The following is a 12,533-nucleotide window of genomic DNA, read 5'->3' as shown; positions in this document are numbered from 1 at the left end:
AATGTTCTCCCTCTTGACTAGCCGGAGGAGGTTTCCCGCCCGGACTCTTCCCGCAGCGCCTTGCGAATGATCTTACCGGTGGCGGTCATCGGTAGGCTGTCGACGAAGGCGACTTCGCGCGGGTATTCGTGGGCCGCAAGCCGCGTCTTTACGTAGTCCTGGATCTCGCGCACCAGCGCTTCGTTGCCGCTGCGCCCTTCCTTCAGCACGATGAATGCCTTTACCCGCTCGGTGCGCAGGGGGTCGGGCACGCCGACGGCCGCGGCCAGGGCGACGGCCGGATGTTTGAGGAGACAGTCCTCGATCTCGCCGGGGCCGATGCGGTAGCCGCCGGAGGTGATGACGTCGTCGTCGCGGCCGACGAAGCGCAGGTAGCCGTCCTCGTCCATGGCGCCCATGTCGCCGGTCATCAGCCAGTCGCCGCGGAACTTGGCCGCCGTGGCCTCCGGGTTCCGCCAGTACTCCAGGAACATCACCGGGTCGGGACGCCGGACGGCGATGGTGCCGGCCTCGCCGCTGGGAACTTCGTTGCCTTCGTCGTCGATGATTGCGACGCGGTGGCCGGGGACGGGACGGCCCATGGAGCCGGGCTTGACCGCCATGATCTCCGCGCAGTTGGAGACCACCAGGTTGCACTCGGTCTGGCCGTAGAACTCGTTCACGGTGACGCCGAAAACTTCTTTCGACCACGCGAGCATCTCCGCGCCCAGGGTCTCGCCGCCGCTGCCGATGGAGCGCAGCTTCACGTTCCAGCGCCCGGCGGGGTTCTCGATCGTACGCATGATCTTCAGCGCCGTGGGCGGCAGGAAGGAATTGCGCACGCCGAAGTCGGCCAGCAGTTGGAAGGCCTTTTCCGGGTCGAACTTGGCGAAGCGGTGGGCGAGCACCGGCACGCCGTGGTGCCAGGCCGGCAGCAGGACGTCCAGGAGTCCGCCGATCCAGGCCCAGTCCGCCGGGGTCCAGAAGAGGTCGCCCGGCTGCGGCAGGAAGTTCTGCGGCAGTTCCACCCCCGGCAGGTGCCCCAGCAGCACGCGATGGGCGTGCAGCGCGCCCTTGGGCGGCCCCGTGGTGCCGGAGGTGTAGATGATGAGGGCAGGGTCGTTGGCCAGGGTATCGACCGGCAGGAAACCGTCGGAGGCCCGCTCCATCAGGCGGTGCCAGTCCAGCGCGTCTCCGCCGTCGCCCGGGCCATCGATGGAAACGATCGTCTCCAGGGCCGGCAGTCCGTCGCGGATGGCCGTGAGCTTGGCGAGGCCCGCCTGGTCGGTGATCACCGCCTTGGCGCCGGAATTGGCGAGGCGGTACTGCAACGCTTCCTCGCCGAAGAGAGTGAAGAGCGGCACCGCGATGGCGCCCAGCTTGTAGGCCGCCAGATGCGCGATGGCGGTCTCCGGTCCCTGGGCCAGCAGGATCGCCACCCGGTCGCCTTGCTCCACGCCCTGCGCTTCGAGCAGGTTGGCGCAGCGGTTCGAAAGCCGCTTCATATCGCGGAAGCTGTAGCGTTCTTCCTTGCCCTCGGCGGTCAGGTGGATCAGGGCCAGGCGGTCGCCTGCCCCGTTCCCGTCCTGGGCCCACTTGTCGCAGGCATCGACGCCGATGTTGAAGTGCTCCGGAATCTGCCAGCGAAACCGCGAGATCAGCTCGTCGTAGCTTGCGGCCTTCGGCAGCATAGCTTCCTCCCTCGTGACAAACCGTCGGCCCTTGAGGCATCCGGGCGCGTTGACGCCCGCGATGCCGCCGGCGGGCGGCAATGTTGTCATTCTCCCGGGTGCGTGCCAAGTTGTTCGCCATTCTTCATGTGACACTGCCGGGGATTTTCGCCATGACCATCTCGAACGAAGCGGAGCTGGAAAAGCTCAAGGAAATCGGCAGGATCGTGGCCGAGGTCCTGCAGGCCATGGGGGCCGCGCTGACGCCGGGGATGACCACGGCGGAGCTGGACGACCTTGGCCGCCGCCATCTCGAGCGCGAAGGCGCGCGTCCGGCGCCGGAGCTTTGCTACGGCTTTCCCGGCGCCACCTGCATCAGCGTCAACGAGGAGATCGCCCACGGCGTGCCCGGGCCGCGCCGTATTCAGGCCGGCGATCTCGTGAACATCGACGTGTCGGCGGAAAAGGACGGCATCTTCGCGGATACCGGCGCCTCCTTCGCCGTACCGCCGGTCACGCCGGTCATCGAGCGGCTCTGCCGGGATGGGCAGAGAGCCATGTGGGCGGGGGTGCGCAAAGTGAAGGCGGGCAAGCCGCTGGCCGACATCGGCTTTGCCGTCGGGAAGTTCGCCAAGAAGAACGGCTATAGCCTGGTGCGCAATCTCGCCAGCCATGGCGTTGGAAACGCTCTGCATGAAGAGCCGAAGGAGATCGCGACCTGGCCCGACAGGCGCGAGCGGCGCAGGATGCACGACGGCTTGGTCTTCACCATCGAACCCTTTGTCTCGCTGGGTGCCGAGTGGGCGGATGTCGCGTCCGACCGCTGGACCCTCTTCAGCAGGCCCTGCGCGCCGACGGTGCAGTACGAGCATACCGTGGTGGCAACGCGTCAGGGGCCGTTGGTCATTACCCAGACGCAGCAGTAACCCGCCGCGCTGGGCAGCGGGCAGGAGGGCCCTTTCGATGTTCCAGAGCGACCTTCTGCAGGACAAGTGCATCCTCATCACCGGTGGCGGCACCGGCCTCGGCAAGTCCATGGGCCGGCGGGTCCTGGAACTGGGCGCGCGCCTGGTGATCTGCGGGCGCCGCCAGGGGGTGCTGGAGGAAACCCGCGAGGAGTTCGACGAGGCCTTTCCCAACCGCACCCGCGCCATTCCCTGCGATCTGCGCGACCCGGCCCAGGTCGAGGCCATGGTGAACCGCATTTGGGATGAGGGCTCGCTGGACGCCTTGGTGAACAACGCCGCCGGCAACTTCCTGGCCCGCACCGAGAGCCTCTCGCCGCGCGCTCTGGACGCCGTGCTGGCCATCGTCATGCACGGCACCGCCTATGTGACCCTGGCCTGCGGCAAGCGCTGGTTGGCCGAGGGGCATCCGGGCAACGTGCTCTCCATCGTCGCCACCTATGCCGAGACCGGCTCGCCCTTCGTGGTGCCCTCGGCCATGGCCAAGGCGGGGGTCCTGGCTATGACCCGCTCCCTGGCGGTGGAGTGGGGCGGGCGCGGCATCCGCCTCAACGCCATTGCGCCGGGGCCCTTTCCGACCGAGGGCGCCTGGGCGCGCTTGGTGCCCAACGAGGCGATGAACCGCGCCTGGATGAATAAGATCCCGCTGGGCCGCGTCGGCGAGCACCGGGAGCTGACCGACCTCGTCGCCTACCTGCTGGCCGAGGGCTCGGCCTACATCAACGGCGAGGTGGTGACCATCGACGGCGGCGAATGGCTGAAGGGCGCCGGCCAGTTCTCCCTCATGGAGAACCTCAGTCCCGAAGACTGGGCGGCGATGAAGGCGCGCTGAGGCGATGGCCAAGACACCCCGCCCATGAACGCGCCGCTGCCGTCGTCCTTGATGACGGCCCTGCGGCGGCGCTATGCCGAGTCGCAGCGCCACTATCACACCTGGCGGCACATCGAGATGCTGCTGGAGCTCTTCGAGGAGGTTCGTCATCGCCTCGACGACCCGGCGGCGGTCAGCGCGGCGCTCTACTACCACGATGCGGTTTATGATCCGCAGCGGAGCGACAACGAGGCGCGAAGCGCGGCGCTGCTGATGCATGAGGGGGCCGGGGTGCTTCCGCCGGACAGCCTGGACTTCGCCGGCCGGCTCGTCGAAGCGACGGCGAGGCACCTGGTGCCTTCTGATCTGAGCCGATCCCAGCGCGCCGACGCCGCGCTCTTTCTTGACATGGACCTGTCGATCCTGGCGGCGCCCTGGCCGGCCTTCGCGGCCTATGAAGCGGCAATCCGCCGTGAATACGCCTTTGTCGCAGAAGCGGCCTATCGCGCCGGCCGGCGTGAGGTGCTCGAAGGCTTCCTGAGCCGGGAAAAGCTGTACTTTTCGGCGTGCTTCGGCCCCCGCTTCGAGAAGCCGGCGCGGGACAATCTCGCCCGCAGCCTGGAAAGTCTCGCCTAGGCAGGCCGTCCCACCCCAGCCCCACGGTGCCGGTCGGAGCAATTCTTCACAATTTGTTTAAGCTGAGGTTTTCTTTACTCCTTCAAAGGCATCATGCCCCTCAGGATGCTGATGTGGGAGTGCAAGATGCCAGCGACGGCGGAGACGGCCGACCAGCCGCTGCCGGGCCGGGCCCCTGTGGCTGCGCGCCGGGGGCAGGGCCATTGGGCCGGACGCTATGGGGCGCTGGCGGTGAAGCTGCTGGTCTCCCTGGGATTGCTGGCTTTGCTGGCGCGGGCGGTCGACCTGCCTGCCGTCGGGGCGTTGCTGCTCGATCTGCCGCTATGGGCGGGCTTGGCGGCCACGGCGGCTCTGGCGGGCGTCCCCTTGGTGTCCGCATTGCGGTGGTGGCTGGTTCTGCGGGCGCTCGGCACGCCGCTGCCGCTGCGCCGGGTCGTGGCCCTGATGTTCGTCGGGACGTTCTTCACCCAGGTTCTGCCGACATCGGTCGGCGGCGACGCGGTGCGCATCTGGCAGGCATCGCGGGCCGGCGTTCCCTTCAACCGCGCCTTCGGCAGCGTCATGCTGGAGCGCATCACCGGTTTGCTCGCCCTGGTGATCATGGTCGCCGGTGGCGTGGCCTGGCTGGGCGACAGCCTGGGGCCGCCCGCTCTGCGCTGGCTGTTGCTGGCGTGCCTGCCGGGCCTGCTGGTGGGCCTCGCTCTGCTGTGCCTGCTCGACCGCTTGCCCGCCGGACTTGACCGCCGCTTGCGGGCCTTGCCGCTGCTGGGCCATGTCCTCAGCCTTCTCGACGTTATGGCGGCGGGCGGCCGCCGGGTGCTGCTGGCGCAGCCGCTGTCGCTTGTCCTGCTGCTTCTCTCCGGATTGGCGCAGCTCTGTTCCGTGCTCGCCGCGCTGGCCCTGGCGCAGGGCTTCGGCCTCGATCTCGGCCTGACCGAGGCGCTGGCGGCGGTCCCCGCCATCATTCTCATCATGTTCATTCCGCTCTCCTTCGCCGGCTGGGGCGTGCGCGAGGGCGCCAGCGTCATCATGTTCGGCGCCGTCGGGATCGGCGCCGATCATGCCTTGGCGATCTCGGTCCTCTTCGGTCTGTCGATGCTCGTCGCGGTACTGCCGGGCTGCGCGTTGTGGCTCAAGGGAGGGCGCGGCCTGCCGCCGGCGCGGACGGCACCATGAGCCGCCTGGACGCCGCTCCGGCGCTGGTCCACCCCACGGCGCATCTGGGCGGGACCGGGGCCGCGCGCCTGGTCCGGGGATCGGTCTTCGTTGTGGCCATGCTGGTCGCCTTCGCCGTACTGCTGCATTTCCACGACCGCTTCTGGTCGGCGCCGGACGAGGGTGCCTACGCGCATGTCGCCGAGCGCCTGCTGGCCGGCGAATCGCTGAACGGCAGCGTGCAGGCCATCCATATGGGCTACGTGAGCTTTGCCAACGCTCTGGCCTTCGACGTCTTCGGCGTCGACCTGCTGAGCCTGCGCTATCCCCTGGTGGCGATGACGCTGATCCAGTGCGCCCTGGCCTTCTGGCTGCTCGCCGGGCGCGGCGTCTTGCCGGCTTTTGCCGGTGCCGCGGCCATGAGCAGCCTGACTTTCGTGCAGTTCCTCAATCCGACGGCGCAGTGGTACGCCCTGTTCTTCTGCCTCCTCATCGCCGCCCTGCTGGCCGCCCGGCCGGCCGAGCGGCGCGGCACCTTGGAACTGGCCGGCTTCCTGCTGGCGGTCCTGTTCCTGTTCAGGCCGTTGAGCGGTGTCTTCGCGGCCATGGGCGTCTTCGCGCTTCTGCTGCTGCAGGAGCAACGCCACCCCGGCCAGGGCCAGGCACGGCTGGCGCGCGGCCTGGCCTTGGTGATGTTGGTGGGGCTGGTGCTCTATCTCCGCGCCATGACCGATATCGCCGCCGCCGTGCTGTTCGGTGTTGCGCCGGCGCTGCTGCTGGGCTTCACCTTCATGACCACGCGGCTGGATGACCGCTGCGTCCTGCGCATCCTCCTGCGCCTGACCCTGGGCGGTCTGCTCGCGGCCGCGCCGCTGCTGGCCTATCACTTTGCCGAGGGCTCGCTGGGGAACTGGTGGCGGGACACCCTCGCCTCCATCGTCTCGATCGCCGTTTCCAGGCCGGCCGGGGCGCCGGGCTTCGGCGCCCTGGTGCTGCGCAGTGCCGAGCAGGTGCTGGGCGGCGGCGGCGCGGCCCTGCTGAACGGCTTCTTCTGGCTTTCCCTCGCGCTGCTGCCGGCGGCCCTCGGCGGCCTGCTGCTGCGTGCCCTGTGGCGCGGCGAGCCGGCGGGGCAGGCGGCTCTACCCATCGTCGCCTGCTTCTTCGCTCTGGTCTCGGTGCACTCCCAGGAGCCGCTCTATCTCTTCTTCAGCGCCGCGCTGACCCTGTTGGCGCTGCTGCACCTCGGCGCCCGTGCCGGACGGCGCCGCAGCCTGGTGCCTGCGGTCTTTTGCCTGACGCTCGCGGTGATCGGCTTGACCTACCAGGCCGGTCAGCCGCTGACCCGCGGCTGGGACGGCATCATCGCCGGCAGGACCAAGACCGTGGTGGCGCCGAGCGGCCTGCCGCGTGCAAGCCTGATCGTGGCGGCCGAGGAGGCCGCGCTTTACGGTCTGTTTCTGAGTCTCATCGAGAAGCATAGTGAGCCCGAGGAGGCGATTCTGGCCTTGCCGGTCAATCCGGAGCTCTACTTCCTGGGCCGGCGGCGCAACCCGCTGCGCTTCTTCAACGCGGCGCGCGGCCTGCAGGACGCGGAGGATCTGCGGGCGGCGGGGTCGGTGCTGGATGAGGACCCGCCGCGGCTCGTCTTTTATCGGCCGGGAGATACCTACAATACGCCGGCGGTGCGCCGTCTGATGGCGGAGCTGCGCCAAAACTACCGCCTGCTGGAGACCGCCGGCGGTTTCGAAATCTATCTGCTTGACGACGAGGCCGCGGTCTCGCGGGGTGCGCGGGAGCCGGGCGCATGAGCGCGGAGCGGCTCTTCGCGCCGGTCTCGGTCAGCCGAGGCTGGCCGGTCGTGATCGCCTTCGCCGTCTACGCCTGCGCGATCGTCGGCACCCAGCTCTGGTTCGCGGTCGATCCGGCCAACTTCCATGAGGAAATGCGGCCGCTGTTTCGTTTCCATCCCTGGAGCGATCCGGCGCTCTTCGACGGCGACTACCTGGCGGCCTTTCTCTCGGCCCTTCCCCAGCCCTACCTCTACGAGGGCATGACGCGCCTTTGGCTTTGGGCGGGCGGCAGCCTCTTGGTCTTGGGCCGGGTCTTTTCGGTGGCCTGCTGGCTGGCGCTGCTGCTGGGCATGGGTCTCGCGGCGCGCCGGCTCGGCAACCGCCTGACGGTTTTGGGGGCCGTCGGCTTCGTCGCCGCCCAGCCGCTCTATCTCTACCAGGTGACCTCGGCGGTGCCTCACGCCTTCGGCTTCCCGCTGCTCATCTGGGCGGTGGTGGCGATGCTCTACGGCTCGCTGCCGGGGCTCGTGGCGGTCACGGTCATTTCCGGCCTGCTGTATCCGGCGATGACGCCCCTGGTGGGGCTGCTGCTCGCCTGGCAGGTCTTCGTTATGGGCGGTCTCCTGCGCCAGGACGGGCGGCGGAAACTGACGGGATTGGTGCTGCTGGCCGTGACCGGCGCGCTTTCGCTGTGGCTGGTCTTCGGTTCCGTGCCCGGGGCGTCCGACGAACTCGGAACACCGCTGGCGCCGATGCAGCAAGTGGACACCTATCCGGAGAACGGGCCGGAAGGGCGCCACTTCTACGGTGTCTTCAATCCCTTGCTCTATGTCGCCGGCAAGGCCCTGGGTCAGTTCCGCGGCACGGAAGTGATGTCGGCCCTGACGGTGCTGCTGTTCTGCGGCGGCTTGGCCGTCTACGGGTTTCTGGGCCTGCCCAGGGGCAGCGCCGCGCGGCGGGTCTTCACCGGCTTCGTCCTGTGTAGCGGCGCATTGGGCCTCGCGGTTTACCTGATGATGTCCTTTCACAGCTACCGTTTCGTGTTCTACCCGCTCTTCACTCTGCTGCCGCTGTTCACGGTGGTCGGCCTGCAGCGCCTTTGTGGGCGCCTGGAGCGGGTCCTGCGCTGGCCCGAGGCGGCGGCCCTCGCCGGGCTGGCGCTGCTGACGTTCACCTTTGACAGTTTCGATGCCCAGAAAGCCGGGCACCGCTACCACCTGGGCGCGCCGGGACAGCAGGTTATGGCCTTTGCTGCCGCCCAGCCGGCCGACAGCGTTTTCGCCTACTGGCCCGCGTCGGACAGCGAGTTGGAACTGATTCCCTACGTGGCGGCGCGGCCGGTCTTCGTGGCCCGCAAGGTGCACTATCCCGTCTACGACGCCTATGTCCTGACGATGCGCGCCAGGATGAACGCGCTGATCGACGCTTTCCTCGCGACGCAGCCGGCGCCGCTGCGGGACCTGCGCTGTCATTGGGGCGTCGACTACCTGGTGGTCGACCGGACCTCCTTCCCGGAGGCCGGCGAGCGGCCCACCTACTTCGCGCCCTTCGACGCAAGAATAGCGGAGATCTGGAGCCGCCATCGGCGGGAGGACTTCCTGCTGGCGAATCCGCCGGCTGGCTCGGTGGTGCTGGATAGCGGGGCCTACCGCGTCCTCGACCTGGCGCGGCTCGCCGGTGGCGACTGCGCTGCCGCCCCGGCGCAGAGATAGCGCCCGATTGAAGCAGCGGAGCGGCCGCGTTAGGATCGGCAGCCGCTCCCTGTTTGACGGACCCTCTTTCCGATGCCTCTCGATCTCGCCGGCCAGCCGGTTTTCGTCCACTCCACCTGTCCGCACGATTGCCCCAGCGTCTGCGCGCTGGAAGTGGAAAAGCTTTCCGAAACCCGCATCGGCAAGGTGCGTGGCGCGCGCGGCAACGACTACACCGACGGCGTGGTCTGCGCCAAGGTCGCGCGCTACGCCGAGCGGGTGCACCATCCGGACCGGCTTACCGCGCCGCTGCGCCGGGTCGGCGCGCGGGGGCAGGGGCGTGAGGCTTTCCAGGAAATTACCTGGGATCAGGCTCTCGACGAGGTTGCGGAAGCCCTGCTGACGGCCGAGCAGCGCCACGGCAGCGAGACCGTCTGGCCCTATTTCTACGCCGGGACCATGGGGCTGGTGCAGCGCGACGGCATCGAGCGCCTGCGCCATGCCAAGCGCTACTCGCGCCAGTACTCGACCATCTGCACCAAGCTGGTGTCGACCGGCTGGAACGCCGCCTGCGGCGTCCGCAGAGGGCCCGATGCGCGAGAGATCGCGGAGGCCGACCTTGTCGTCGTCTGGGGCGGCAATCCGGTCTCGACCCAGGTCAACGTGATGACCCACGTGGCCAAGGCCCGCAAGGTGCGCGGCGCGAAGCTGGTGGTGGTCGATCCTTACCGCACCGGCACGGCGGCCCAGGCCGACCAGCACCTGGCGCTGAAGCCGGGCACCGACGGCGCCTTGGCGGCGGCGGTCATTCACGTGCTGCTGTCCGAGGGCTATGCCGACCGCGCCTATATGGAAGAATACAGCGATTGGGACGTGGAGCTGGAAGCGCACTTCGGCGCCTGCACGCCGGCCTGGGCGGCCGGGATCACCGGCCTGACGGAGGCGGAGATCCTTGCCTTTGCCCGGCTGTACGGCAGCACGCCGCGCAGCTATATCCGCGTCGGCTTCGGATTCTCGCGGGCGCGCAACGGCGCTTCCTCGGTGCACGCGGTCGCCTGCCTGCCGACGGTGACAGGTGCCTGGCGGCACCGCGGCGGCGGCGCCATGCAGGGGCAGGCGGATATCTACGGCCTGGACGAGACGCTGATCCAGGGTCTCGACGTCTGCGACAGGTCGACGCGCCTGCTCGACCAGTCGCGCATGGGGCCGATTCTGACAGGAGACAAGCGCGACCTGGGCGAGGGGCCGCCGGTCACCGCGCTGTTCATCCAGAACACCAATCCCATGGTGGTCTGTCCGGAAAGCGCCAAGGTGGCAGAGGGTTTCGCCCGGCCGGATCTCTTCACCTGCGTGCACGAGCAATTCATGACCGAAACCGCAGCCATGGCCGACATCGTGCTGCCGGCCACCACGTTCCTGGAGCACGACGACATCTATGTCGCCGGCGGCCACACCTATTTGCAGGTGACCAAGGCGGTGATCGATCCGCTGCCGGGCGCACGCAGCAACCATGAGGTTATCTGCGCCCTGGCGGGGCGCCTGGGCGCCGAGCATCGCGGCTTCGGCATGACCGCCTGGGAGATCATCGACGCGACCCTGAAGGCTTCCGGCCTGCCGGACGCCGACAGCGTGCACCGGGCCCATTGGCACGACTGCGCGCGCTCCTTCGAGGAGATGCATTTCCTCGACGGCTTCGGCCATGCCGACAAGCGCTTCCATTTCAGGCCCGACTGGGCATCCTACGGTCGCGATTTCGCGGCCATGCCGGCGCTGCCGGGCTACAATTCCGGCTACGACCGGCAGGACGACGAGCGGCCCTTCCGCCTGGTGGCGGCCCCGGCGCGCAGCTTTCTCAACACCACCTTCACCGAGACGCCGGGCTCGCTGAAGCGCGAGCAGCGCCCCACCCTGCTGCTTCATCCCGAGGCCGCGGCGCGTCTGGGCGTCGCCGAGGGCGACCGGGTGCGCCTGGGCAACCGGCGCGGTTCCCTCGTGATCCATGCCGAGCTTTTCGACGGTTTGCAGCCCGATGTCGTGGTGGTGGAAAGCATCTGGCCGAACAGTGCCTTCGAGGAGGGCCGCGGCATCAATCTGCTGATCAGTGCCGATCCCGGGCCGCCGGCGGGCGGTGCGGTCTTCCACGATACCGCCGTATGGCTGAAACCCGCCTGATGCCGCCGCCGCCGTGGGGGCTCCAAGCGCCCCCGGTGTTGGAATTACCGAGGCGGAACACTACTTTAGAAGCAGGTTCAACAACTCCGGCCTCAAGGGAAACGGCAAGGGGGGAATGGCGAAGGATCCGAAGCTCCCGCAAAGCGCCTCGGCCTCAGAGGTAGAGGCTTTTCTGCGCAAGGTCTCCGCCGCCCCGGCCCGGGGCGCGGCGGGGGGCGCGCGCGGGCGGCTGATCTTCGCCATGGACGCCACCGCCAGCCGGGAGCCGACCTGGGACCGGGCTTCCCATCTGCAAGCGGAGATGTTCAAGGAGACCGAGGCTCTGGGCGGCCTGGAAGTTCAGCTTATGTACTACCGCGGCTTCGGCGAGTGCCGGGCCAGCCGCTGGGTCGCCAACTCCGGCGAACTGCTGCGCTTCATGACCGGTGTCTTCTGCCTGGCCGGGCGCACCCAGATCGGCAAGGTGCTGAAGCGCGCCATCAAGGAAACCCGGGAGAAGAAGGTCTCGGCCCTGGTCTTCGTCGGCGACGCCATGGAGGAGGACATCGACCATCTGGGCCACCTGGCCGGCGAGCTGGGCCTGCTCGGCGTCCCCTGTTTCATGTTCCACGAAGGTGACGATCCGGTTTCCCGCAACGCCTTTCAGCAGGTGGCGCGGCTGAGCGGCGGGGCTTTCTGCAACTTCGATTCCGCCAGCGCCCGGCAACTGCGCGATCTGCTCTCGGCCGTCGCCGTCTTCGCCGCCGGCGGCCGTCCGGCTCTGGCCGACTACGGCAAGAGAACCGGCGGTCTGGTGCCTCAGATCACCCATCAGCTCAAATAGCCGGCGATGCAGTTCTTCGTTCTTGGCATTGCCCTGCTCGTGGCGCTCCTGTTCCTCGGTCGCTGGTTCGTCGAGGCCGAGCCGCGCAAGGTCGCGGTGACCCTGAAATGGGTCGGCCTCGGCGCAATCGTGCTGACCGCGGCGCTGCTGCTGTTCAGCGGGCGTGTCGGCCTCATTCTGCTGCTGGTGCCGCTCGCTTTCTGGCTGCGACGCCTGTTCGACCGCTTCAAGGCGGCACGGGGGCCCAGTGCCGGGCAGACCTCGGAGGTGCGCACCCGTTTCCTGCGTATGCGCCTGGACCACGACAGCGGCGATATGGATGGCGAGGTGCTGGACGGGCGCTACAGCGGCCAGCTGCTGTCGCAGCTTCCCCTGGAGCAGCTTCTCGACCTGCTGCAGGACTACCAGATCGCCGATTCGCAGTCGGCCTCGGTGCTCGAGGCCTACATGGATCGCTTGCGGCCGGACTGGCGCGACGCCGCACAGGCGGCGGGGCGGGATGACGCCGGCGAGGGGCGGTCGCAGAGGGGCGCGGGGCAGGACGGCGGCGGCCGAGGGCCGGCGGGAACCGGCACCATGACCCGGCAGGAAGCCTTGGAAATCCTGGGCCTGGAGGAGGGGGCGGAGCCGGAGGTCATCCGCGAGGCGCACCGGCGCCTGATGCAGAAGCTGCATCCCGATCACGGCGGCTCAAACTACCTCGCCGCGAAGCTGAATCAGGCCAAGGACCTTCTGCTTCGCTCTTGAGGCTGGGTCAGGCGCTCCCCGGCGGCGCCCTTAGTGTCACTTGTCCCGCGGGAATCCGTATGGCAATACACGCGGACCCCCTGCCGTTCCGACG

At 68.6% G+C, this 12,533-nt stretch carries 10 protein-coding genes; 9 read left to right on the top strand and 1 reads right to left on the bottom strand.

Features of this window, described 5'->3' with window-relative positions; all coding sequences use genetic code 11:
• Positions 1-17 precede the first annotated feature (17 nt).
• Entirely contained in the window at positions 18-1,670 is a 1,653-nt protein-coding gene (locus AAFN88_RS18205; protein WP_347521999.1) for an acyl-CoA synthetase, read from the bottom strand.
• Between the two features lie 152 nt (positions 1,671-1,822).
• Here AAFN88_RS18205 and map point away from each other — a divergent pair, with 152 nt between their 5' ends.
• The 9 genes from map to AAFN88_RS18160 all read left to right on the top strand — a co-directional run bounded on the left by map (position 1,823) and on the right by AAFN88_RS18160 (position 12,439).
• On the top strand, positions 1,823-2,575 hold the full coding sequence (gene map / locus AAFN88_RS18200; protein WP_347521998.1) for a type I methionyl aminopeptidase: 753 nt from the start codon (positions 1,823-1,825) through the stop codon (positions 2,573-2,575).
• A gap of 37 nt (positions 2,576-2,612) precedes the next feature.
• Entirely contained in the window at positions 2,613-3,446 is an 834-nt protein-coding gene (locus tag AAFN88_RS18195; RefSeq protein ID WP_347521997.1) for an SDR family oxidoreductase, read from the top strand.
• Positions 3,447-3,470: 24 nt separating this feature from the next.
• Positions 3,471-4,061 (top strand): hypothetical protein, encoded by a 591-nt coding sequence (locus AAFN88_RS18190; protein ID WP_347521996.1) that lies wholly within the window; start codon positions 3,471-3,473, stop codon positions 4,059-4,061.
• Between the two features lie 126 nt (positions 4,062-4,187).
• Positions 4,188-5,237, top strand: a complete 1,050-nt coding sequence (locus tag AAFN88_RS18185) for a lysylphosphatidylglycerol synthase transmembrane domain-containing protein (RefSeq protein WP_347521995.1) — start codon at positions 4,188-4,190, stop codon at positions 5,235-5,237.
• Positions 5,234-7,024, top strand: a complete 1,791-nt coding sequence (locus tag AAFN88_RS18180; protein WP_347521994.1) for a hypothetical protein — start codon at positions 5,234-5,236, stop codon at positions 7,022-7,024. Before AAFN88_RS18185 ends, AAFN88_RS18180 begins: the two co-directional genes overlap by 4 nt.
• Entirely contained in the window at positions 7,021-8,718 is a 1,698-nt protein-coding gene (locus AAFN88_RS18175; protein ID WP_347521993.1) for a hypothetical protein, read from the top strand. Before AAFN88_RS18180 ends, AAFN88_RS18175 begins: the two co-directional genes overlap by 4 nt.
• A gap of 72 nt (positions 8,719-8,790) precedes the next feature.
• Entirely contained in the window at positions 8,791-10,869 is a 2,079-nt protein-coding gene (locus AAFN88_RS18170; RefSeq protein WP_347521992.1) for a molybdopterin oxidoreductase family protein, read from the top strand.
• A 115-nt stretch (positions 10,870-10,984) separates the two neighbouring features.
• Complete coding sequence (locus AAFN88_RS18165; protein ID WP_347521991.1) at positions 10,985-11,692, top strand: VWA domain-containing protein; 708 nt, start codon at positions 10,985-10,987, stop codon at positions 11,690-11,692.
• A gap of 6 nt (positions 11,693-11,698) precedes the next feature.
• Entirely contained in the window at positions 11,699-12,439 is a 741-nt protein-coding gene (locus tag AAFN88_RS18160) for a hypothetical protein (protein ID WP_347521990.1), read from the top strand.
• Positions 12,440-12,533: the final 94 nt, after the last annotated feature.

Origin of the sequence: Pelagibius sp. CAU 1746, assembly GCF_039839785.1 — a bacterium.
GTDB lineage: Bacteria > Pseudomonadota > Alphaproteobacteria > Kiloniellales > Kiloniellaceae > Pelagibius.
Note: the sequence above shows the minus strand (reverse complement) of the source record. Positions and strands in the feature narration are given on the sequence as shown.

Coding starts and splice junctions, on each gene's coding strand:
- AAFN88_RS18205 (WP_347521999.1), bottom strand. CDS start 1,670: ATGCTGCCGAAGGCCGCAAGCTACGACGAGCTGATCTCGCGGTTTCGC.
- map (WP_347521998.1), top strand. CDS start 1,823: ATGACCATCTCGAACGAAGCGGAGCTGGAAAAGCTCAAGGAAATCGGC.
- AAFN88_RS18195 (WP_347521997.1), top strand. CDS start 2,613: ATGTTCCAGAGCGACCTTCTGCAGGACAAGTGCATCCTCATCACCGGT.
- AAFN88_RS18190 (WP_347521996.1), top strand. CDS start 3,471: ATGAACGCGCCGCTGCCGTCGTCCTTGATGACGGCCCTGCGGCGGCGC.
- AAFN88_RS18185 (WP_347521995.1), top strand. CDS start 4,188: ATGCCAGCGACGGCGGAGACGGCCGACCAGCCGCTGCCGGGCCGGGCC.
- AAFN88_RS18180 (WP_347521994.1), top strand. CDS start 5,234: ATGAGCCGCCTGGACGCCGCTCCGGCGCTGGTCCACCCCACGGCGCAT.
- AAFN88_RS18175 (WP_347521993.1), top strand. CDS start 7,021: ATGAGCGCGGAGCGGCTCTTCGCGCCGGTCTCGGTCAGCCGAGGCTGG.
- AAFN88_RS18170 (WP_347521992.1), top strand. CDS start 8,791: ATGCCTCTCGATCTCGCCGGCCAGCCGGTTTTCGTCCACTCCACCTGT.
- AAFN88_RS18165 (WP_347521991.1), top strand. CDS start 10,985: ATGGCGAAGGATCCGAAGCTCCCGCAAAGCGCCTCGGCCTCAGAGGTA.
- AAFN88_RS18160 (WP_347521990.1), top strand. CDS start 11,699: ATGCAGTTCTTCGTTCTTGGCATTGCCCTGCTCGTGGCGCTCCTGTTC.